Annotated in this window: 33 protein-coding genes; all 33 read left to right on the top strand. The window is 35.6% G+C overall.

The window, feature by feature from the left end:
• Positions 1–75: 75 nt before the first annotated feature.
• Entirely contained in the window at positions 76–450 is a 375-nt protein-coding gene (rpsL, locus tag KCG49_RS12780) for a 30S ribosomal protein S12 (RefSeq protein WP_008269190.1), read from the top strand.
• 22 nt (positions 451–472) lie between these two features.
• Entirely contained in the window at positions 473–949 is a 477-nt protein-coding gene (gene rpsG / locus KCG49_RS12775) for a 30S ribosomal protein S7 (RefSeq protein WP_218547025.1), read from the top strand.
• Between the two features lie 5 nt (positions 950–954).
• Positions 955–3,081 (top strand): elongation factor G, encoded by a 2,127-nt coding sequence (gene fusA / locus KCG49_RS12770; protein WP_218547022.1) that lies wholly within the window; start codon positions 955–957, stop codon positions 3,079–3,081.
• Between the two features lie 12 nt (positions 3,082–3,093).
• Entirely contained in the window at positions 3,094–3,399 is a 306-nt protein-coding gene (rpsJ, locus tag KCG49_RS12765; RefSeq protein WP_007650482.1) for a 30S ribosomal protein S10, read from the top strand.
• Positions 3,400–3,583: 184 nt separating this feature from the next.
• A complete protein-coding gene (gene rplC / locus KCG49_RS12760; protein WP_218547020.1) occupies positions 3,584–4,201 on the top strand; it encodes a 50S ribosomal protein L3 in 618 nt (205 codons plus the stop codon).
• Positions 4,201–4,830 carry a 50S ribosomal protein L4 gene (gene rplD, locus KCG49_RS12755; RefSeq protein WP_218547019.1) on the top strand — a complete coding sequence of 210 codons (630 nt, stop codon included), beginning with the start codon at positions 4,201–4,203 and terminating at the stop codon, positions 4,828–4,830. The genes rplC and rplD overlap by 1 nt, the downstream gene beginning before the upstream one ends.
• A 7-nt stretch (positions 4,831–4,837) precedes the next feature.
• Positions 4,838–5,128, top strand: coding sequence for a 50S ribosomal protein L23 (gene rplW, locus KCG49_RS12750; protein WP_218547017.1), 291 nt, complete (start codon positions 4,838–4,840; stop codon positions 5,126–5,128).
• An 8-nt stretch (positions 5,129–5,136) separates the two neighbouring features.
• Positions 5,137–5,964 carry a 50S ribosomal protein L2 gene (gene rplB, locus KCG49_RS12745; RefSeq protein WP_218547014.1) on the top strand — a complete coding sequence of 276 codons (828 nt, stop codon included), beginning with the start codon at positions 5,137–5,139 and terminating at the stop codon, positions 5,962–5,964.
• A 10-nt stretch (positions 5,965–5,974) separates the two neighbouring features.
• Positions 5,975–6,253 (top strand): 30S ribosomal protein S19, encoded by a 279-nt coding sequence (gene rpsS, locus KCG49_RS12740; RefSeq protein WP_008269180.1) that lies wholly within the window; start codon positions 5,975–5,977, stop codon positions 6,251–6,253.
• Positions 6,254–6,258: 5 nt separating this feature from the next.
• The gene (rplV, locus tag KCG49_RS12735; RefSeq protein WP_218547013.1) at positions 6,259–6,666 is read left to right on the top strand and encodes a 50S ribosomal protein L22; all 408 of its coding nucleotides are present in this window, start codon (positions 6,259–6,261) and stop codon (positions 6,664–6,666) included.
• A 9-nt stretch (positions 6,667–6,675) separates the two neighbouring features.
• Positions 6,676–7,392: a 30S ribosomal protein S3 gene (rpsC, locus tag KCG49_RS12730; protein WP_185790315.1), complete on the top strand. Its 717-nt coding sequence runs from the start codon at positions 6,676–6,678 to the stop codon at positions 7,390–7,392.
• Positions 7,393–7,412: 20 nt separating this feature from the next.
• Positions 7,413–7,832: a 50S ribosomal protein L16 gene (gene rplP / locus KCG49_RS12725; RefSeq protein WP_218547011.1), complete on the top strand. Its 420-nt coding sequence runs from the start codon at positions 7,413–7,415 to the stop codon at positions 7,830–7,832.
• Between the two features lie 12 nt (positions 7,833–7,844).
• Positions 7,845–8,036: a 50S ribosomal protein L29 gene (gene rpmC, locus KCG49_RS12720; RefSeq protein WP_218547009.1), complete on the top strand. Its 192-nt coding sequence runs from the start codon at positions 7,845–7,847 to the stop codon at positions 8,034–8,036.
• Positions 8,037–8,053: 17 nt separating this feature from the next.
• Positions 8,054–8,311 (top strand): 30S ribosomal protein S17, encoded by a 258-nt coding sequence (rpsQ, locus tag KCG49_RS12715; RefSeq protein WP_008269174.1) that lies wholly within the window; start codon positions 8,054–8,056, stop codon positions 8,309–8,311.
• 2 nt (positions 8,312–8,313) lie between these two features.
• Positions 8,314–8,682: a 50S ribosomal protein L14 gene (gene rplN / locus KCG49_RS12710; protein WP_155089961.1), complete on the top strand. Its 369-nt coding sequence runs from the start codon at positions 8,314–8,316 to the stop codon at positions 8,680–8,682.
• 12 nt (positions 8,683–8,694) lie between these two features.
• Complete coding sequence (rplX, locus tag KCG49_RS12705; protein ID WP_218547007.1) at positions 8,695–9,006, top strand: 50S ribosomal protein L24; 312 nt, start codon at positions 8,695–8,697, stop codon at positions 9,004–9,006.
• A 2-nt stretch (positions 9,007–9,008) separates the two neighbouring features.
• Positions 9,009–9,560: a 50S ribosomal protein L5 gene (gene rplE, locus KCG49_RS12700; RefSeq protein WP_218547005.1), complete on the top strand. Its 552-nt coding sequence runs from the start codon at positions 9,009–9,011 to the stop codon at positions 9,558–9,560.
• A 2-nt stretch (positions 9,561–9,562) separates the two neighbouring features.
• Positions 9,563–9,832, top strand: coding sequence for a 30S ribosomal protein S14 (rpsN, locus tag KCG49_RS12695; RefSeq protein ID WP_114300021.1), 270 nt, complete (start codon positions 9,563–9,565; stop codon positions 9,830–9,832).
• A gap of 102 nt (positions 9,833–9,934) precedes the next feature.
• The gene (gene rpsH, locus KCG49_RS12690) at positions 9,935–10,336 is read left to right on the top strand and encodes a 30S ribosomal protein S8 (protein ID WP_218547003.1); all 402 of its coding nucleotides are present in this window, start codon (positions 9,935–9,937) and stop codon (positions 10,334–10,336) included.
• 12 nt (positions 10,337–10,348) lie between these two features.
• On the top strand, positions 10,349–10,891 hold the full coding sequence (gene rplF, locus KCG49_RS12685) for a 50S ribosomal protein L6 (protein WP_218547000.1): 543 nt from the start codon (positions 10,349–10,351) through the stop codon (positions 10,889–10,891).
• A gap of 10 nt (positions 10,892–10,901) precedes the next feature.
• On the top strand, positions 10,902–11,258 hold the full coding sequence (gene rplR / locus KCG49_RS12680; protein WP_218546998.1) for a 50S ribosomal protein L18: 357 nt from the start codon (positions 10,902–10,904) through the stop codon (positions 11,256–11,258).
• A gap of 6 nt (positions 11,259–11,264) precedes the next feature.
• Positions 11,265–11,789, top strand: a complete 525-nt coding sequence (rpsE, locus tag KCG49_RS12675; protein WP_218546996.1) for a 30S ribosomal protein S5 — start codon at positions 11,265–11,267, stop codon at positions 11,787–11,789.
• 11 nt (positions 11,790–11,800) lie between these two features.
• On the top strand, positions 11,801–11,980 hold the full coding sequence (gene rpmD / locus KCG49_RS12670; protein WP_114300031.1) for a 50S ribosomal protein L30: 180 nt from the start codon (positions 11,801–11,803) through the stop codon (positions 11,978–11,980).
• 16 nt (positions 11,981–11,996) lie between these two features.
• Positions 11,997–12,449, top strand: a complete 453-nt coding sequence (rplO, locus tag KCG49_RS12665; protein ID WP_218546994.1) for a 50S ribosomal protein L15 — start codon at positions 11,997–11,999, stop codon at positions 12,447–12,449.
• 10 nt (positions 12,450–12,459) lie between these two features.
• Positions 12,460–13,821 (top strand): preprotein translocase subunit SecY, encoded by a 1,362-nt coding sequence (gene secY, locus KCG49_RS12660; protein ID WP_218546992.1) that lies wholly within the window; start codon positions 12,460–12,462, stop codon positions 13,819–13,821.
• A gap of 78 nt (positions 13,822–13,899) precedes the next feature.
• Positions 13,900–14,115, top strand: a complete 216-nt coding sequence (gene infA, locus KCG49_RS12655) for a translation initiation factor IF-1 (protein WP_007094967.1) — start codon at positions 13,900–13,902, stop codon at positions 14,113–14,115.
• A 73-nt stretch (positions 14,116–14,188) separates the two neighbouring features.
• Entirely contained in the window at positions 14,189–14,305 is a 117-nt protein-coding gene (ykgO, locus tag KCG49_RS12650) for a type B 50S ribosomal protein L36 (protein WP_008269159.1), read from the top strand.
• A gap of 99 nt (positions 14,306–14,404) precedes the next feature.
• A complete protein-coding gene (gene rpsM, locus KCG49_RS12645) occupies positions 14,405–14,779 on the top strand; it encodes a 30S ribosomal protein S13 (RefSeq protein WP_218546990.1) in 375 nt (124 codons plus the stop codon).
• Positions 14,780–14,876: 97 nt separating this feature from the next.
• Positions 14,877–15,260 (top strand): 30S ribosomal protein S11, encoded by a 384-nt coding sequence (rpsK, locus tag KCG49_RS12640; RefSeq protein WP_218546988.1) that lies wholly within the window; start codon positions 14,877–14,879, stop codon positions 15,258–15,260.
• A 243-nt stretch (positions 15,261–15,503) separates the two neighbouring features.
• Positions 15,504–16,109 (top strand): 30S ribosomal protein S4, encoded by a 606-nt coding sequence (gene rpsD, locus KCG49_RS12635; RefSeq protein WP_218546986.1) that lies wholly within the window; start codon positions 15,504–15,506, stop codon positions 16,107–16,109.
• A gap of 94 nt (positions 16,110–16,203) precedes the next feature.
• Positions 16,204–17,196: a DNA-directed RNA polymerase subunit alpha gene (locus tag KCG49_RS12630; RefSeq protein ID WP_218546985.1), complete on the top strand. Its 993-nt coding sequence runs from the start codon at positions 16,204–16,206 to the stop codon at positions 17,194–17,196.
• A 114-nt stretch (positions 17,197–17,310) separates the two neighbouring features.
• Positions 17,311–17,784, top strand: a complete 474-nt coding sequence (gene rplQ / locus KCG49_RS12625; RefSeq protein WP_218546984.1) for a 50S ribosomal protein L17 — start codon at positions 17,311–17,313, stop codon at positions 17,782–17,784.
• 181 nt (positions 17,785–17,965) lie between these two features.
• A complete protein-coding gene (gene carA, locus KCG49_RS12620; protein ID WP_218546983.1) occupies positions 17,966–19,069 on the top strand; it encodes a glutamine-hydrolyzing carbamoyl-phosphate synthase small subunit in 1,104 nt (367 codons plus the stop codon).
• Positions 19,070–19,160: the final 91 nt, after the last annotated feature.

Below are 19,160 nucleotides of genomic sequence, written 5' to 3'. Positions count from 1 at the left end.
TTGAATAATAAATATATATTTCTACCTTTGCAGCCCTCAAAAGTGAGGGTTAAATAAAATTTTATATAGAAATATATGCCAACAATTTCACAATTAGTACGAAAAGGAAGAGCCAAAATAACCAAGAAGAGTAAATCGGCTGCTTTAGATTCGTGTCCTCAAAGACGTGGTGTATGTACTCGTGTTTACACAACGACACCTAAAAAACCTAACTCAGCAATGCGTAAGGTGGCAAGGGTTCGTTTAACAAACGGAAACGAAGTAAATGCATACATCGGTGGAGAAGGTCATAATCTACAAGAGCACTCGATAGTATTGGTTAGAGGTGGAAGGGTAAAAGATTTGCCAGGTGTTAGATATCACATCGTTCGTGGTGCCTTGGATACAGCAGGTGTTGCTGGAAGGACCCAACGTAGATCTAAGTATGGTGCAAAACGCCCTAAAAAGTAATTTAAAACTTTAAGAAGAAGACATGAGAAAAAGAGCAGCAAAAAAGAGACCACTTTTACCAGATCCAAGATTTAACGATCAGTTAGTGACGCGTTTTGTTAACATGATGATGTGGGATGGTAAAAAGTCTGTAGCTTTTAAAGTATTCTACGATGCAATTGATATTGTTGAAGAGAAGAAGAACGATGACGAAAAAACAGCTTTAGAAATCTGGAAAGAAGCTTTGTCTAATGTGATGCCTCACGTAGAAGTACGTAGTCGTCGTGTAGGTGGGGCAACGTTCCAAATTCCAATGCAGATTCGTCCAGACCGTAAAGTTTCTACGGCGATGAAGTGGTTAATTAGCTACGCACGTAAAAGAAACGAAAAATCTATGGCACAACGTTTAGCAGCAGAAGTATTAGCTGCGGCTAAAGAAGAAGGTGCAGCCGTTAAGAAAAGAGTAGATACTCACAAAATGGCAGAAGCAAACAAAGCATTCTCACACTTTAGATTTTAATTAAAATGGCAAGAGATTTAAAATTCACAAGAAATATAGGTATTGCTGCACACATTGATGCAGGAAAAACTACTACAACAGAACGTATTCTTTATTATACAGGTGTTTCTCATAAAATTGGTGAAGTACATGATGGTGCTGCAACAATGGATTGGATGGAGCAAGAGCAAGAAAGAGGTATTACAATTACATCTGCTGCTACAACTTGTACATGGAACTTCCCATTAGAAAACGGAGAGCCAACACCAGAAACTAAAGGATACCATTTTAACATAATTGATACTCCTGGTCACGTTGACTTTACCGTAGAGGTAAATCGTTCTTTACGTGTACTAGATGGTTTGGTGTTCTTGTTTAGTGCAGTTGATGGTGTTGAGCCACAATCTGAAACTAACTGGAGACTTGCTGATAACTACAAAGTGCCACGTATTGGTTTTGTTAACAAAATGGATCGTCAAGGTTCTAACTTTTTAGGTGTTTGTCAACAAGTAAAAGACATGTTAAAGTCTAATGCAGTGCCAATTGTTTTAAACATTGGTGACGAGATAGATTTTAAAGGTATTATAGATTTAGTAAAGAATAGAGCTATTGTTTGGCATGACGAAACTCAAGGGGCAACTTTTGATGTTATCGAAATCCCAGAAGAGCTTAAAGCTGAAGCTAGAAAATATAGAGCTTTATTAATTGAGGAAGTAGCAAGTTACGATGAAAACTTATTAGAAAAGTTCATGGAAGATGAAGATTCTATAACAGAAGAAGAAGTGCATGCTGCACTTAGAGCTGCTGTTATGGATATGGCCATCATTCCTATGATTTGTGGATCTGCGTTTAAGAATAAAGGTGTACAGTTCTTGTTAGATGCTGTATGTCGTTATTTACCTTCACCAGTTGATAAAGAAGGTATTGCAGGTATTAACCCAGAAACAGATCAAGAAGAAATTCGTAAGCCAGATGTAAAGGAGCCATTTGCTGCTTTAGCATTTAAAATTGCAACAGACCCATTCGTAGGGCGTTTAGCATTTTTCCGTGCGTACTCTGGTCGTTTAGATGCAGGTTCTTATGTACTGAATAACCGTTCAGGTAAAAAAGAACGTATTTCTCGTATCTACCAAATGCATGCTAACAAGCAAAATGCAATTGATTTTATAGAAGCTGGAGATATTGGAGCTGCTGTTGGATTTAAGTCCATTAAAACAGGAGATACCTTAACGGCTGAAAAGCATCCTATCGTTTTAGAATCTATGGACTTTCCAGATCCAGTAATTGGTATCGCTGTTGAGCCAAAGACTAAGGCTGATGTTGATAAATTAGGAATGGGCTTAGCTAAATTGGCTGAAGAAGATCCAACATTTACAGTACGTACAGATGAAGCTTCAGGACAGACTATTATTTCTGGAATGGGTGAACTTCACTTAGACGTCATTGTAGATCGTTTAAAGCGTGAATTTAAAGTTGAGGTTAACCAAGGTCAACCACAAGTTGAATATAAAGAAGCTATTACTCAGGCTGCAGACCATAGAGAGGTTTATAAAAAGCAATCTGGTGGTCGTGGTAAGTTTGCTGATATTGTATTTACAGTTGAGCCAGCAGAAGAAGGAAAAGTAGGATTAGAATTCATCTCAGAAATTAAAGGTGGTAATGTTCCTAAAGAATTTATCCCTTCAATTGAAAAAGGATTCAAAATGGCTATGGTCAATGGTCCTTTAGCAGGTTATGAAGTAGATGCTTTAAAAGTAACTTTAAAAGATGGATCTTATCACGATGTGGATTCTGATCAATTATCATTCGAATTAGCAGCTAAACTTGGATTCAAAAATGCAGCAAAAGCCGCTAAAGCAGTAATTATGGAGCCAATTATGAAATTGGAAGTAATTACTCCAGAAGAAAACATGGGTGATATTGTTGGTGATCTAAACAGAAGAAGAGGCCAAGTAAGTGATATGGGAGATAGAGCCGGAGCAAAAACTGTAAAAGCTACTGTTCCATTATCTGAAATGTTTGGTTATGTAACTACATTGAGGACATTATCTTCAGGTAGAGCAACATCAACAATGGAATTCTCTCATTATGCAGAGACACCATCTAACATATCAGAAGAAGTAATTAAAGCAGCAAAAGGCGTAGAAGCTTAAAACTAAAAGAAAATGAGTCAGAAAATTAGAATAAAATTAAAGTCTTACGATCATAATTTAGTTGACAAGTCTGCTGATAAGATTGTAAAAACAGTAAAAAGTACAGGTGCTGTAGTAACGGGGCCAATTCCTTTACCAACGCACAAGAAAATTTTCACTGTGTTACGTTCACCTCACGTTAATAAGAAGTCTAGAGAACAATTTCAATTAAGCTCTTACAAGAGATTATTAGATATTTACTCGTCTTCTTCTAAAACAATTGATGCTTTAATGAAGCTTGAATTACCAAGTGGAGTTGAAGTTGAGATTAAGGTGTAAGTAATTATGATTGGTCGCTGAGCGTAGTCGAAGCGAAACATGTCCGGAGCTGCGAGCAAAGGAAAAACGGTAAAAAATACAATTCAAGGCTGAAATGTATTTTTCAGCCTTGAAATATTTAAATAAGTAAATTAATAATTGATTGAGGATTTTAAAAATCAGCAATCGTAAATCGTAAATTAAAATGTCTGGGTTAATTGGAAAAAAAATCGGTATGACCAGCATCTTCGATGAAAATGGAAAAAATGTTCCATGTACAGTAATCGAAGCTGGACCATGTATCGTTACCCAAGTCAGAACTGAAGAAGTGGATGGTTACAATGCACTTCAATTAGGTTTCGATGACGCGACAGAAAAAAGCGCTACTAAAGCTGACATCGGTCATGCAAAAAAAGCGGGTACTTCTGTAAAACGCAAAGTCGTAGAATTTAAAGGTTTTGATGAGGAGTACAAATTAGGTGATGCTATCACAGTAGAGCAATTTATCGAAGGTGAGTTTGTGGATGTTTCCGGAACTTCAAAAGGTAAAGGTTTTCAAGGTGTAGTAAAGCGTCACAATTTCGGAGGTGTAGGTCAAGCAACGCATGGTCAGCACAACCGTTTAAGAGCTCCAGGTTCTATTGGTGCAGCTTCTTATCCTGCGAGAGTATTCAAAGGAATGAAAATGGCCGGAAGAATGGGTGGTGAAACAGTTAAAGTTCAAAATTTAAGAGTTTATAAAGTAGTTCCGGAAAAGAACTTACTTGTGGTAAAAGGATGTGTTCCTGGTCACAAAAACTCTTATGTAATTATTGAGAAGTAATGAAAGTAGCAGTTTTAGATATAAACGGAAAAGATACGGGTAGAAAAGCTGAGCTTTCTAAAGACGTATTCGCTATAGAGCCTAATAATCACGCTGTCTATTTAGATGTTAAGCAATACTTAGCAAATCAAAGACAGGGAACGCATAAGGCTAAAGAAAGAGCAGAAATTGCTGGTAGTACACGTAAGATTAAGAAACAAAAAGGAACAGGTACAGCTCGTGCAGGTTCTATTAAGTCTGGTGTATTTAAAGGTGGTGGTCGTATGTTTGGTCCTAGACCAAGAAATTATGGTTTTAAATTAAACAAAAACGTAAAGCGATTAGCACGTAAATCTGCATTAAGTATTAAAGCAAATGATAAATCAATTATGGTATTGGAAGACTTCAATTTTGAAGCTCCAAAAACCAAAAACTTTATCAATGTTTTAAAGGCATTAGAGGTTGAAAACAAAAAATCTCTCATTGTGTTGGGTGACTCAAATAATAATGTATATTTGTCATCACGCAATTTTAAAGGTTCTGAGGTTATAACATCTTCAGAATTAAGCACTTATAAAATAATGAATGCAAATAAAGTCATTCTTTTAGAAGGTGCATTAGAAAGAATTGAATCGAACTTAAGTAAATAGAACACAGATGAGTATCTTAATAAAACCTATCATCACAGAAAAGGCAACCATGCAAAGTGAGTTGTTAAATGCGTATGCATTTGAGGTGAATACAAAGGCGAACAAGGTAGAAATCAAAAAAGCGGTTGAAGCTGCTTATGGTGTTTCTGTAGAAAAAGTTCGTACAATAAATGTCCGTCCAGATCGCAAGACCAAGTTTACAAAAACTGGTGTGCAACATGGTAAAACAAATGCTGTTAAAAAGGCAATTGTACAACTGGCGGAAGGTGAAACAATAGATTTATACGCTAACATGTAATTAGACTTATGTCAGTAAGAAAATTAAAACCGATCACATCAGCTCAGCGTTTTAGAGTAGTAAATGGATTTGACGCCATTACTACTGATAAGCCGGAGAAAAGCTTGCTTGCTCCGAAAAAAAGAACTGGTGGTAGAAACAGTCAAGGAAAAATGACCATGCGCTACAAAGGTGGTGGTCATAAGAAGAAGTATCGTATTATCGATTTTAAACGTAACAAAACTGGTATTCCAGCAGAAGTTAAGACAATCGAATATGATCCAAACAGAACAGCATTTATTGCTTTATTAAATTACCAAGATGGTGAGAAACGTTACGTTATCGCTCAAAATGGTTTACAGGTAGGGCAAAAAATTGTGTCTGGTGAAAAAGGTATCGCTCCAGAAATTGGAAACGCAATGCCATTAAGTGAAATACCTTTAGGTACTATTATCTCATGTATAGAGTTACGTCCTGGTCAAGGTGCTGTTATGGCGCGTAGTGCTGGTGCATTTGCTCAGTTAATGGCTAGAGATGGTAAGTTTGCTACGATTAAATTACCATCTGGTGAAACTAGACTGGTATTGGCAACGTGTATGGCTACAATAGGTGTTATTTCTAACTCAGATCATCAATTGTTAGTATCTGGTAAAGCAGGTAGATCAAGATGGTTAGGAAGACGTCCTCGTACAAGACCAGTAGTAATGAATCCGGTTGATCATCCAATGGGTGGTGGTGAAGGTAAATCTTCAGGTGGACACCCAAGATCTAGAAACGGTATTCCTGCTAAGGGTTATAGAACGCGTTCTAAGACGAAAGCGAGTAATAAGTATATTGTAGAACGTAGAAAGAAATAATTAAGATAGTATGGCACGTTCATTAAAAAAAGGACCTTATATCCATTATAAATTAGAAAAGAAAGTTGCAGAAAATGTAGCTTCAAACAAAAAGACGGTAATCAAAACTTGGTCTAGAGCATCAATGATTTCTCCAGATTTCGTTGGGCAAACTATAGCAGTTCACAACGGTCGTCAATTTGTTCCGGTATATGTTACTGAAAATATGGTAGGTCACAAATTAGGAGAATTTTCACCAACACGATCGTTTAGAGGTCATGCAGGTGCTAAGAATAAAGGTAAAAAATAAGAATCATGGGAAGTCGTAAAAAACAAATGGCGGAAGCTATTAAGGCGGAGAAAAAGCAAGTTGCTTTTGCTAAGCTAAATAACTGTCCAACATCTCCAAGAAAAATGCGTTTAGTAGCGGATTTAGTAAGAGGTGAAAAGGCTGATAAAGCACTTCAGATTCTTAGATTTAGTCCTAAGGAAGCGTCTCGTCGTTTAGAAAAACTTGTAATGTCTGCAATTGCAAACTGGCAAGCTAAAAACGAAGATGCAGATGTTGAAGAAGCAAAGCTTTATATCAAAGAGATAAGAGTAGATGGTGGATCTATGTTAAAAAGATTACGTCCAGCTCCTCAAGGTAGAGCGCACAGAATAAGAAAAAGATCTAATCACGTTACCGTGGTTGTAGATGCATTAAATAAAACACAAAGCTAAGATAGAGATATGGGACAAAAGACAAATCCAATCGGAAATCGCTTAGGTATTATCAGAGGATGGGAATCTAACTGGTATGGCGGAAATGATTATGGAGATAAACTTGCTGAGGATGATAAAATCCGTAAGTATATCCATGCGCGTTTATCTAAAGCTAGTGTGAGTAGAGTAATTATTGAGCGTACGCTTAAACTTGTAACCGTTACTATCACTACTGCTAGACCTGGTATTATTATCGGTAAAGGTGGTCAAGAGGTAGACAAGTTAAAAGAAGAGCTTAAGAAAATTACTGGTAAAGAAGTTCAATTGAACATCTTTGAAATTAAAAGACCTGAACTAGATGCACATTTAGTAGCGGCAAGTATTGCTCGTCAAATTGAAAGTCGAATCTCATACAGACGTGCAATTAAAATGGCTATCGCTGCTGCAATGCGTATGAATGCTGAAGGAATCAAAGTTCAAATTAGTGGGCGTTTAAATGGTGCTGAAATGGCACGTTCTGAGCACTACAAAGAAGGACGTATTCCGCTATCTACATTTAGAGCTGATATCGATTATGCTCTAGTTGAAGCACATACTACCTACGGTAGATTAGGTGTAAAAGTGTGGATTATGAAAGGTGAAGTATATGGAAAAAGAGAGCTTTCTCCATTAGTTGGTCTTTCTAAGCAAAAAGGAAAAGGTGGACGAGGTGGAAACAAAGGAAACCAACGTCGTAGAAAGTAATTTTTTAAAGAAAAGAAAAAATGTTACAGCCTAAAAGAACAAAATTTCGTAAGCAGCAAAAAGGTCGTATGAAAGGAAATGCAGGAAGAGGTCATTTGTTATCAAATGGTACTTTCGGTATTAAATCATTAGACTCGTCTTTTATAACTGCTCGTCAAATAGAAGCTGCACGTATTGCCGCTACTCGTTATATGAAAAGAGAAGGATCGTTATGGATTAAAATATTTCCAGACAAGCCTATCACAAAGAAACCTCTTGAAGTACGTATGGGTAAAGGTAAAGGTGCCGTAGAATATTGGGCAGCTGTTGTAAAACCAGGACGCGTATTATTTGAAGTAAGTGGTGTGCCATTAGACGTAGCTCAAGAAGCATTACGTTTAGCAGCACAAAAACTTCCTGTGAAGACTAAGTTTATCATAGCTAGAGATTACGAAGCTTAATAAAAAGGTATTATGAAGCAATCAGAAATTAAACAGCTTTCAACAGCTGAGTTACAAGAAAAACTTAGTGAGACTAAAAAGAGTTATGCAGACCTAAAAATGGCTCACGCAATATCTCCTTTAGAAAATCCAATTCAGTTACGTCACGCACGTCGTACTGTAGCTAGAGTTGCGACAGAATTAACTAAAAGAGACGATCAATAATTGTATTCTGCTGAAAGATGGAAAAAAGAAATTTAAGAAAAGAACGTATAGGGATAGTAACAAGTAACAAAATGGAGAAATCTATTGTCGTTGCCGAAGTTAAAAAAGTAAAGCACCCTATGTATGGAAAGTTCGTGTTAAAGACTAAAAAATATGTCGCACACGATGAAACAAACGACTGCAACGAAGGAGATACTGTAAAGATCATGGAAACAAGACCTATGAGTAAATCTAAGTGTTGGAGATTAGTAGAAATAATTGAAAGAGCGAAGTAATTATGGTACAACAAGAATCAAGATTAAAAGTAGCTGACAATACTGGTGCAAAGGAAGTTTTAACTATCCGTGTATTAGGAGGAACTAAAAGACGATATGCGTCTGTTGGAGATAAAATTGTAGTATCTGTGAAGGATGCGACTCCAAACGGAAACATCAAAAAAGGTGCGGTTTCAACAGCAGTTGTAGTGCGTACAGCAAAAGAGGTAAGACGACCAGATGGTTCTTATATCAGATTTGATGACAATGCATGTGTACTATTAAACCCAACGGGCGAAATGAGAGGCACACGTGTTTTTGGCCCTGTAGCTAGAGAACTTCGTGATAAACAATTCATGAAAATTGTATCATTGGCACCAGAAGTGCTTTAATTGATAAATAAGATGACAAAGCTTAAAATAAAATCAGGAGATACGGTACAAGTCATTGCTGGAGATCATAAAGGATCAGAAGGTAAAGTACTTAAAGTATTAAGAGATAAGAACAAGGCCATTGTAGAAGGTGTAAACATGGTGAAGAAACATACTAAGCCAAGTGCACAAAACCCTCAAGGTGGAATCGTAGAGAAAGAAGCATCAATTCATATGTCTAACTTATCGTTATTAACCTCTAAAGGTGAAACAACAAGAGTGGGTTACAGAATGGATGGCGACAATAAAGTAAGATTTTCTAAAAAATCTAATGAAGTAATTTAATTATGGCTTACGTTGCAAGATTAAAACAAGAGTATAAGGATAAAGTAATTCCTGCTCTTACAGAAGAATTTGGATATAAAAATGTGATGCAAGTGCCTAAGCTCGAAAAGATAGTTTTATCTAGAGGTGTTGGTGCTGCTGTTGCAGATAAAAAGTTAATAGATCACGCTGTTGATGAATTAACTAAGATCACAGGACAAAAGGCCGTTGCTACGATCTCTAAAAAAGATGTTGCATCTTTTAAGTTACGTAAAGGTATGCCAATTGGTGCTAAAGTAACTTTAAGAGGTGAGCAAATGTATGAGTTCTTAGATCGTTTGGTGACTTCAGCTTTACCCCGAGTTAGAGATTTTAACGGTATCAAGGCCACTGGCTTTGATGGTCGTGGAAATTACAATTTAGGTGTAACAGAACAGATTATTTTCCCAGAGATTGATATTGATAAGATCAATAAAATCAATGGTATGGATATTACATTTGTGACAACTGCCGATACTGATAAAGAAGCAAAGTCACTATTAACAGAATTAGGATTACCATTTAAAAAGAATTAATTATGGCTAAAGAATCAATGAAAGCTCGTGAGGTAAAGCGTGCAAAAATGGTTGCTAAATATGCTGAGAAACGTAAAGCTTTAAAAGAAGCTGGTGATTACGAAGCATTGCAAAAGCTACCAAAAAACGCTTCACCTATACGTATGCATAACCGTTGTAAGCTTACAGGAAGACCAAAAGGTTATATGAGACAGTTTGGTATTTCTCGTGTAATGTTTAGAGAAATGGCTAACAAAGGATTAATTCCTGGTGTAAAAAAAGCAAGTTGGTAAATAAGGAAGCGAATTAGCTTCTGTACTATTAACAATATAATTATTGTATAATCGGGATTTAGGTTCGAGAGTTTCGAAAACCATTTTCCAAAACTAAAAACTATGTACACAGATCCAATAGCGGATTATTTAACGCGAGTTAGAAATGCTGTGAAAGCAAACCACAGAGTGGTTGAGATTCCTGCATCTAACTTAAAAAAAGAAATGACTAAAATATTGTTTGATCAGGGCTATATTTTAAGTTACAAGTTTGATGACAAATCTACTGCACAAGGCACAATTAAAATTGCCTTAAAGTACAACAAAGACACAAAGGAGTCAGTTATCAAAAAAATTCAAAGAATCAGTAAACCAGGTTTACGTAAATATGCAGGTGCTAACGAAATGCCAAGAATCTTAAATGGTTTAGGTATTGCAATTGTTTCTACGTCTCACGGAGTGATGACAGGTAAGCAAGCGCAAAGAGAAAACGTTGGTGGCGAAGTATTATGTTACGTATACTAAAAACAGGAAATTATGTCAAGAATAGGTAAAAACCCAATAACAGTTCCTGAAGGTGTAACACTTGAGGTTAAGGACAACGTAATTACCGCTAAAGGTAAATTAGGTGAATTAACCCAAGAGTATTCAGATGTTGAAATAAAATTAGAAGACGGTACGGTAACATTGTCTCGTCCTTCTGAGAAAAAAGATCACAGAGCAAAACATGGTCTATACAGAGCGTTAATTGCTAACATGATAGAAGGTGTTTCTAAAGGCTGGACCAAAGAACTAGAATTAGTTGGTGTAGGTTACAGAGCATCAAATCAAGGACAAAAATTAGATTTAGCAATTGGTTTTTCACATAACATCATTTTAGATGTTGCCCCAGAGGTGAAAGTTGAAACCATTTCAGAAAAAGGGAAAAATCCAATCGTTAAATTAACATCTCACGATAAGCAATTAGTTGGTCAAGTCGCTGCGAAGATTCGCGGTTTCCGTAAGCCAGAGCCTTATAAAGGAAAAGGTATCAAGTTTGTCGGTGAAGAAATTAGAAGAAAAGCAGGTAAATCAGCTTAATAATTAAGTTATGGCATTGACAAAGAACGAAAGAAGAACAAGAATAAAAAACAGAATCCGTAAGGTAGTATCTGGTACTGAAACAAGACCAAGATTGGCTGTTTTTAGAAGCAATAAAGAAATTTATGCTCAAATCGTGAATGATGTAACTGGTGAAACTTTAGCTGCTGCATCTTCAAGAGATAAGGATATTGCAAAGTCTAAAGGAAACAAAACCGAAGTTGCGGCTTTAGTTGGTAAGGCTGTTGCAGAAAAGGCTATGAAAGCTGGTGTTGAAACTATTTCTTTTGATAGAGGTGGTTACTTATATCACGGAAGAGTAAAATCATTAGCAGAAGGTGCTAGAGAAGCAGGACTTAAATTTTAAGACATTATGTATCAAAAATATAAAAACGCAGAATTAGTAAAGCCAGGCGGATTAGACTTAAAAGATCGCTTAGTTGGTGTACAGCGTGTAACTAAAGTAACAAAAGGTGGTAGAGCATTTGGCTTTTCTGCTATTGTTGTTGTAGGTGACGAAGCAGGAGTTGTAGGACATGGATTGGGTAAATCTAAAGATGTTGCTACTGCAATTGCTAAAGCTGTAGAAGATGCTAAGAAAAACTTAGTAAGAATTCCTATCATTAAAGGAACATTGCCACACGAGCAAAAAGGTAAATATGGCGGAGCTAGAGTAAACATTATCCCAGCTGCACCTGGTACAGGAGTTATCGCTGGTGGTGCTGTAAGAACAGTACTTGAAGCTGTTGGTATACATGATGTATTATCGAAGTCTCAAGGATCCTCTAACCCTCATAATGTAGTAAAAGCAACTTTTGATGCTTTATTACAATTAAGAGATGCTAAAGCTATAGCTAAAGAGCGTGGAATTTCACTTGAAAAAGTATTTAAAGGATAATCTAAGACAAGATGGCAAAGATTAAAGTAACGAAAGTAAAAAGTGCAATTAATCGTACTAAAAGACAAAAGCTAACATTAGAAGCTTTAGGTTTAAAAAAGATTGGTCAAGTTGTAGAGCACGACGCCACACCAAATATCCTTGGTATGGTAAAAAAAGTTGAACACTTAGTTTCTGTAGAAGAAGCTTAAAAATATACACTTAAAAATGGATTTAAGTAATCTAAAACCTGCAGAAGGTTCAGTAAAAAATCAAGGAAAGCGTGTTGGACGTGGTCAGGGATCTGGTAAAGGTGGTACTGCACGTAGAGGACACAAAGGTGCTAAGTCACGTTCTGGTTATTCTAAGAAATTAGGATTTGAAGGTGGTCAAATGCCTTTACAAAGACGTGTTCCTAAGTTTGGATTTACCAATATCAATAGAGTAGAGTATCAAGGTATAAACTTAGATACCTTACAACAGTTGGTAGACGAAAAGAAAATTAAAGATACTGTAGATTTTGAAACACTTGTATCATTAGGTAAAGCTGGAAAAAACGATCTGGTTAAAATCTTAGGTAGAGGTGAATTAAAATCTAAATTAACAGTAACTGCTCATAAATTTACTGCTACGGCAAAAGCTGCTATTGAAGCTGCTGGTGGTGAAGCTGTAACTTTATAAGACCCTAAGGATGAAGATAATAGAAACATTAAAAAACGTTTGGAAAATCACAGAGCTTAAGGATAGGATTATGCTAACCTTAGGTTTGTTATTGGTTTACCGTTTTGGTGCTCAGGTTGTATTACCTGGTATTGATATCGATAAATTAGGTGGGTTACAAGCTGGTATGGATGGCGGTATATTAGGATTGTTAAATGCCTTTACAGGTGGTGCATTTGCAAATGCCTCTGTATTTGCATTGGGTATTATGCCATACATTTCTGCATCCATCGTTGTACAGTTAATGGGTATTGCTATTCCTTATTTGCAAAAACTTCAGAAAGAAGGAGCTAGTGGACAAAAGAAAATTACTCAGATTACACGCTGGTTAACTATTGGTATTTGTTTAGTACAAGCGCCAGGTTATTTAGCAAGTGTTCCTGCATTATCAGGATCTCCGTCTATGAGTAGTTTATTGGTGCCAGGCTTTTCTGAAAACATCTTTTACTTTTCATCGGTAATCATCTTAGTCACAGGTTGTGTATTCGCCATGTGGTTAGGTGAGAAGATTACAGATAAAGGTATTGGTAATGGTATATCTTTATTAATCATGGTTGGTATCATAGCTACCTTGCCGCAATCTTTCGTTCAGAATATGTATTCAAGATTAGAGGGTAATGGAGGATTTATGATTATATTAATAGAATTAGTTATCTGGTTCTTAATCATATTGGCTTCAGTATTCCTAGTAATGGCAGTACGAAAAATTGCTGTACAATATGCAAGAAGAACGGCTTCTGGTGGTTACGAGAAAAATGTATTTGGATCACGCCAATTTTTACCATTAAAATTAAATGCATCTGGTGTAATGCCAATTATATTTGCTCAGGCAATTATGTTTGTTCCAAGTCTTATTGGGGGATCTTCATTTTTAAAAGACACAAGTACAGGTCAATGGATGCAAACTAATTTTTCTGATATCTTCGGGTTTTGGTACAATTTAGTATTTGCATTGTTAATTATAGTATTCACCTATTTCTATACGGCCATTACAGTACCAACAAATAAGATGGCTGATGATTTAAAACGTAGTGGAGGGTTTATACCTGGCATTCGTCCTGGATCGGAAACCTCAGAATATTTAGATAAAATAATGTCACAGATAACCTTACCAGGTTCTATTTTCTTAGCCTTGATTGCAGTATTTCCAGCATTCATTGTTAATTTAGTGAAAGTACAGCAGGGTTGGGCATTATTCTTTGGTGGTACATCGCTATTAATTATGGTTGGTGTGGCAATTGACACAATGCAGCAGATTAATTCTTATTTATTGAATAAGCATTATGATGGCTTGATGAAGACCGGTAAAAACAGAAAATCTGTGACCTCATAATTATAAAACTTAGAAAATTTAATCTGAAGAATTCGGCAAGGTATTTGTTAATTGAGGATTGAACACTAAAAATAATTTATGGCTAAACAAGCAGCAATAGAACAAGACGGAACAATAATTGAAGCATTATCTAATGCAATGTTCCGAGTAGAATTAGAAAATGGTCACATTGTGACTGCACACATATCTGGTAAAATGCGTATGCATTACATTAAGTTGTTACCAGGTGATAAAGTAAAATTAGAAATGAGTCCTTACGATTTAACTAAGGCTCGTATAACTTATAGATACTAAAAATTAGTATAAAGTAAAAAGTTGTAAGTGTTATATCTTAAACTTTATACTTTACACTTTTAAACTAACAAGGATGAAAGTAAGAGCATCAGTAAAGAAAAGAAGCGCAGATTGTAAATTAGTGCGTAGAAAAGGTAGACTTTACGTTATTAATAAAAAGAACCCTAGATTCAAACAAAGACAAGGATAAAAAGAAAGTCATTAGTAATTAGTAGTTAGATGAATCTGTTCGAAATCGAAAGGTTTAGGATTCTAACAACTAAAAGCTAACAGCTAAAAACTAAATTATATGGCAAGAATTGCAGGTGTAGACATACCAAAACAAAAAAGAGGAGTAATATCCTTAACTTATATCTATGGAATAGGTAGAAGTAGAGCTAAAGAAATTTTAGAAACTGCTAAAGTTGACGAAAGCACTAAAGTACAAGATTGGACTGACGACGAAATCGGAGCTATCCGTGAGGCTGTTGGAAATTTCAAAATCGAAGGTGAATTACGTTCTGAAACACAATTAAACATTAAGCGATTAATGGATATTGGGTGTTACAGAGGTATTCGTCACAGAGCCGGTCTCCCATTAAGAGGACAACGTACCAAGAACAACTCTCGTACAAGAAAAGGTAGAAGAAAAACAGTTGCTAACAAGAAAAAAGTAACTAAATAATAATAGTCTTTAGTCTTTAGACGTTGGAAAGAATCTGTTTGAAATTTAACGGTTTAGGATTCTAGCGACTATTACTAAAACTAAAAGCTAAACAAATATGGCAAAGTCAAGTACAAAAAAACGTAAAGTAATTGTTGATGCAATGGGAGAAGCACACATCACAGCTTCATTTAACAACATCATTATTTCTTTAACAAATAAAAAAGGTGACGTTATTTCTTGGTCATCAGCAGGTAAAATGGGCTTTAGAGGTTCTAAAAAGAATACTCCTTATGCAGCGCAATTAGCCGCAGAAGATGCTGCAGGTGTAGCAAAAGAAGCTGGTTTAAAGAAAGTAAAAGTATATGTAAAAGGTCCTGGTAACGGAAGAGAATCTGCTATCAGATCTATACATAATTCGGGTATCGAAGTATCAGAAATTATCGATGTTACTCCAATGCCACATAATGGTTGTCGTCCACCAAAAAGGCGCCGTGTTTAAACTGAGCTAGTTTCAGGTTCTTACGAATACTGACTCAGATTTAGAACACACAAACTAAGAAGTTTATCATAATAAACTAATATCACTCTAAAATGTTTGGTATTAGTTTATTTTGCTTAAATTTGCAAACTGAAAAATTCGAATAGAATTTAATTATAAATCAAGTATCAACGAGAGATTAACGGTTGTAGAAGGATAAGATTAAGACCTTAATTTTATAATCACTCTCAAAACAATTTAAAAATGGCAAGATATACTGGTCCTAAAACTAAAATCGCTCGTAAATTTGGGCAAGCTATTTTCGGAGATGATAAAGCTTTCGAAAAAAGAAATTATCCTCCAGGACAACATGGAAACAACCGTCGTCGTGGAAAGAAATCTGAATATGCTATCCAGTTAATGGAAAAGCAAAAGGCTAAATACACTTATGGTGTATTAGAAAAGCAGTTCAGAAACATGTTTAAAAGAGCGACTGCAGCTCAAGGTATTACAGGTGAAGTTTTATTACAATTATGTGAATCACGTTTAGATAACGTTGTTTTCAGAATGGGAATTGCTCCAACTAGAAGTAGTGCCAGACAATTAGTATCTCACAGACACATCACAGTTAACGGTCAAAAGGTAAATGTACCTTCTTACCAATTAAAAGCTGGTGATGTTGTTGGCGTAAGAGAAAAATCTAAATCATTGGAAGCTATTCAAAATTCATTAGCTAACTCTAGCAATGTATACGAATGGATTACATGGAATAATGATACAATGGAAGGAACTTACGTTTCCGTTCCTGCGAGAATTCAAATTCCAGAACAAATCAACGAGCAGTTTATCGTTGAACTTTACTCTAAATAATAAATTAATCATATTGGTATTTAGCCAAAGGGTTTATTGGTCTTCTTCAAACCTTTATACCGCGCAACTAAATAACAATTAAAACGAAGAAAAAATGGCAATATTAAATTTTCAGAAACCCGACAAAGTAATCATGATTGATTCTACTGATTTCGAAGGTAAGTTCGAATTCAGACCACTAGAACCAGGTTACGGATTAACAGTAGGTAATGCGTTACGACGTGTGTTATTATCTTCATTGGAAGGTTTCGCAATCACTTCAGTTAGAATAGAAGGTGTTGATCACGAATTTTCTACAATTTCTGGTGTAGTTGAAGATGTTACTGAAATGATTTTAAACTTAAAGCAAGTTAACTTTAAGCGTCAGATTGACGAAGTTGATAACGAAACCGTTACAATTTCAATTTCAGGACAAGATCAAATCACAGCTGGTGATTTTCAGAAGTTTATTTCAGGATTCCAAGTGTTAAATACGGATTTGGTAATCTGTAACTTAGATCCTAAAGTAAACATCAATATGGAATTAACTATCGAGAAAGGTAGAGGATATGTTCCTGCTGAAGAAAACAAAAAAGCTTCTGCACCAATCGGAACTATTTTTACGGATTCTATTTACACTCCGATAAAGAATGTAAAATATAGTATCGAAAACTTCCGTGTTGAGCAAAAAACAGATTACGAGAAATTAGTTTTCGAAATTCAAACTGATGGATCTATCCATCCTAAAGATGCTTTAACAGAAGCAGCTAAAATATTGATTCACCACTTTATGTTATTCTCTGATGAGCGTATCACTTTAGAGGCTGATGAAATTGCACAGACCGAAACTTATGATGAAGAATCACTTCACATGAGACAACTATTGAAAACTAAATTAGTTGATATGGATCTTTCTGTGCGTGCACTTAACTGTTTAAAAGCTGCAGAAGTAGATACTTTAGGTGATTTAGTATCATTCAACAAAAATGATTTAATGAAATTCAGAAACTTCGGTAAGAAGTCTTTAACTGAGCTAGAAGAATTAGTAAACGTTAAGGGTCTTAACTTCGGAATGGACTTAAGTAAATATAAATTAGATAAAGACTAAATAGTTTGTCATTCCTGCGAAAGCAGTAATCTCATCCTATAAAAACAATTATTATTAATCATATTTTGCTCCTCAGATAGAAGAGTTTGGTAGCAAGATGATAAAACGAGAGTCATGAGACACGGAAAAAAATTCAATCACTTAAGCAGAAAATCAGCTCACAGAAAAGCAATGTTGGCTAATATGGCATGTTCTTTAATCGAACACAAGCGTATTAATACAACTACTGCAAAAGCAAAAGCGCTTAAGCAATTTGTTGAACCTTTAATTACAAAGTCTAAAGAAGACACTACACACAATAGAAGAATTGTAATGTCTAGGTTAAGACAAAAAGAAGTTGTCGCTGAATTGTTTAGAGATGTTGCTGCTAAAGTTGCGGATCGTCCAGGTGGATACACACGTATCATTAAGTTAGGAAACCGATTAGGTGATAACGCTGATATGGCAATGATAGAGCTAGTAGATTACAACGAGATCTATAAAGCCGGCAAGCCAGAGAAGAAAACTCGTAGAAGTAGAAGAGGTGGTAAGAATAGTACTGCTGCTGTTGCACCAGTAGAAACTAAAGCTACTAACGAAGAAGAATAATCGGATGTTAATAACGATTAATAAATATAGAGGATAGACTTTTTAAGTTTATCCTTTTTTTTTGGATTTTTGCAAAGTTTAAACTTCAATGTCATTTCAACAGCCTGTACTGAGCAAGGTCGAAGTGAGTGAGGAACGAACCAAGAGAAATCTCACAATTATATAATACACCGCAAAAGAAATGAAATACAAACAAAGAAAAAAGGCACTTATTTTATTAGCAGACGGTACAATCTTTCATGGTAAGTCAATAGGTAAAGAAGGCACTGCTTTTGGCGAAGTATGTTTTAATACTGGTACAACAGGCTATCAAGAGATTTTTACAGACCCTTCTTATTATGGGCAGTTAATGGTGACAACCAATGCTCATATAGGTAATTATGGTACCAAAGAAGATGAAATGGAATCCGATACCGTTAAAATTGCTGGATTGATTTGTAAAAATTTCAGTTTTGAATATTCCAGACCTGCAGGTGATGCATCGTTAGAAGAATTCTTTGAAAAACATAACACCTTGGCTATTGCGGATGTCGATACGAGAGCATTGGTAAGTTATATTAGAGATCACGGTGCCATGAATGCCGTAATATCAACAGAAGTTGATAATATTGAAGGTTTAAAGCAGCAGTTAGCAGAACAACCAGATATGAAAGGTTTAGAGTTGGCCTCTCAAGTATCAACTAAAGAACCGTATTATTTCGGTAATGAAAATGCAAGGTATAAAATAGCGGCTTTAGACATAGGCATTAAAAAGAACATCCTTAGAAACCTAGCTAAAAGAGATGCATACATTAAGGTGTTTCCGTACAATTCAAAATTTGAAGATTTAGAAGCCTTTAATCCAGATGGGTATTTCTTGTCCAATGGTCCTGGTGATCCTGAGCCTTTGGTTGAAGCACAAGCTGTGGCTAAGGAAATTATTTCAAGAAATAAACCTTTATTTGGAATTTGCCTTGGGCATCAAGTTATAGCTTTGGCTAATGGCATATCAACTTATAAAATGCACAACGGTCACAGAGGTATCAACCATCCCGTGAAAAACTTGATAACCGGTAAAGGTGAAATTACGTCTCAAAACCATGGTTTTGCTATTAACAGAGAAGAAACCGAAGCAAATACAAATGTAGAAATTACACACGTACATCTCAATGACGATACTGTAGCTGGCATAAAGATTAAAGATAAAAACTGCTTCTCGGTACAATACCATCCAGAAGCGAGTCCTGGACCCAATGATTCGGTCTATTTATTTGATCAGTTTATAGAGAACATCAAAAACAATTAAATACAAAAAACGCAACAAAACTTAAATTTTGTTGCGTTTTTTAGGTTACGAAAACATTATAGTAAATATTAATCGCAAATATGATTTATGT

Source organism: Winogradskyella luteola (genome assembly GCF_019203985.1).
GTDB lineage: Bacteria > Bacteroidota > Bacteroidia > Flavobacteriales > Flavobacteriaceae > Winogradskyella > Winogradskyella luteola.
Note: the sequence above shows the minus strand (reverse complement) of the source record. Positions and strands in the feature narration are given on the sequence as shown.

Bases quoted from the DNA above. Each gene is read 5' to 3' on its own strand.
- rpsL (WP_008269190.1), top strand. From the start codon at position 76: ATGCCAACAATTTCACAATTAGTACGAAAAGGAAGAGCCAAAATAACC.
- rpsG (WP_218547025.1), top strand. From the start codon at position 473: ATGAGAAAAAGAGCAGCAAAAAAGAGACCACTTTTACCAGATCCAAGA.
- fusA (WP_218547022.1), top strand. From the start codon at position 955: ATGGCAAGAGATTTAAAATTCACAAGAAATATAGGTATTGCTGCACAC.
- rpsJ (WP_007650482.1), top strand. From the start codon at position 3,094: ATGAGTCAGAAAATTAGAATAAAATTAAAGTCTTACGATCATAATTTA.
- rplC (WP_218547020.1), top strand. From the start codon at position 3,584: ATGTCTGGGTTAATTGGAAAAAAAATCGGTATGACCAGCATCTTCGAT.
- rplD (WP_218547019.1), top strand. From the start codon at position 4,201: ATGAAAGTAGCAGTTTTAGATATAAACGGAAAAGATACGGGTAGAAAA.
- rplW (WP_218547017.1), top strand. From the start codon at position 4,838: ATGAGTATCTTAATAAAACCTATCATCACAGAAAAGGCAACCATGCAA.
- rplB (WP_218547014.1), top strand. From the start codon at position 5,137: ATGTCAGTAAGAAAATTAAAACCGATCACATCAGCTCAGCGTTTTAGA.
- rpsS (WP_008269180.1), top strand. From the start codon at position 5,975: ATGGCACGTTCATTAAAAAAAGGACCTTATATCCATTATAAATTAGAA.
- rplV (WP_218547013.1), top strand. From the start codon at position 6,259: ATGGGAAGTCGTAAAAAACAAATGGCGGAAGCTATTAAGGCGGAGAAA.
- rpsC (WP_185790315.1), top strand. From the start codon at position 6,676: ATGGGACAAAAGACAAATCCAATCGGAAATCGCTTAGGTATTATCAGA.
- rplP (WP_218547011.1), top strand. From the start codon at position 7,413: ATGTTACAGCCTAAAAGAACAAAATTTCGTAAGCAGCAAAAAGGTCGT.
- rpmC (WP_218547009.1), top strand. From the start codon at position 7,845: ATGAAGCAATCAGAAATTAAACAGCTTTCAACAGCTGAGTTACAAGAA.
- rpsQ (WP_008269174.1), top strand. From the start codon at position 8,054: ATGGAAAAAAGAAATTTAAGAAAAGAACGTATAGGGATAGTAACAAGT.
- rplN (WP_155089961.1), top strand. From the start codon at position 8,314: ATGGTACAACAAGAATCAAGATTAAAAGTAGCTGACAATACTGGTGCA.
- rplX (WP_218547007.1), top strand. From the start codon at position 8,695: ATGACAAAGCTTAAAATAAAATCAGGAGATACGGTACAAGTCATTGCT.
- rplE (WP_218547005.1), top strand. From the start codon at position 9,009: ATGGCTTACGTTGCAAGATTAAAACAAGAGTATAAGGATAAAGTAATT.
- rpsN (WP_114300021.1), top strand. From the start codon at position 9,563: ATGGCTAAAGAATCAATGAAAGCTCGTGAGGTAAAGCGTGCAAAAATG.
- rpsH (WP_218547003.1), top strand. From the start codon at position 9,935: ATGTACACAGATCCAATAGCGGATTATTTAACGCGAGTTAGAAATGCT.
- rplF (WP_218547000.1), top strand. From the start codon at position 10,349: ATGTCAAGAATAGGTAAAAACCCAATAACAGTTCCTGAAGGTGTAACA.
- rplR (WP_218546998.1), top strand. From the start codon at position 10,902: ATGGCATTGACAAAGAACGAAAGAAGAACAAGAATAAAAAACAGAATC.
- rpsE (WP_218546996.1), top strand. From the start codon at position 11,265: ATGTATCAAAAATATAAAAACGCAGAATTAGTAAAGCCAGGCGGATTA.
- rpmD (WP_114300031.1), top strand. From the start codon at position 11,801: ATGGCAAAGATTAAAGTAACGAAAGTAAAAAGTGCAATTAATCGTACT.
- rplO (WP_218546994.1), top strand. From the start codon at position 11,997: ATGGATTTAAGTAATCTAAAACCTGCAGAAGGTTCAGTAAAAAATCAA.
- secY (WP_218546992.1), top strand. From the start codon at position 12,460: ATGAAGATAATAGAAACATTAAAAAACGTTTGGAAAATCACAGAGCTT.
- infA (WP_007094967.1), top strand. From the start codon at position 13,900: ATGGCTAAACAAGCAGCAATAGAACAAGACGGAACAATAATTGAAGCA.
- ykgO (WP_008269159.1), top strand. From the start codon at position 14,189: ATGAAAGTAAGAGCATCAGTAAAGAAAAGAAGCGCAGATTGTAAATTA.
- rpsM (WP_218546990.1), top strand. From the start codon at position 14,405: ATGGCAAGAATTGCAGGTGTAGACATACCAAAACAAAAAAGAGGAGTA.
- rpsK (WP_218546988.1), top strand. From the start codon at position 14,877: ATGGCAAAGTCAAGTACAAAAAAACGTAAAGTAATTGTTGATGCAATG.
- rpsD (WP_218546986.1), top strand. From the start codon at position 15,504: ATGGCAAGATATACTGGTCCTAAAACTAAAATCGCTCGTAAATTTGGG.
- KCG49_RS12630 (WP_218546985.1), top strand. From the start codon at position 16,204: ATGGCAATATTAAATTTTCAGAAACCCGACAAAGTAATCATGATTGAT.
- rplQ (WP_218546984.1), top strand. From the start codon at position 17,311: ATGAGACACGGAAAAAAATTCAATCACTTAAGCAGAAAATCAGCTCAC.
- carA (WP_218546983.1), top strand. From the start codon at position 17,966: ATGAAATACAAACAAAGAAAAAAGGCACTTATTTTATTAGCAGACGGT.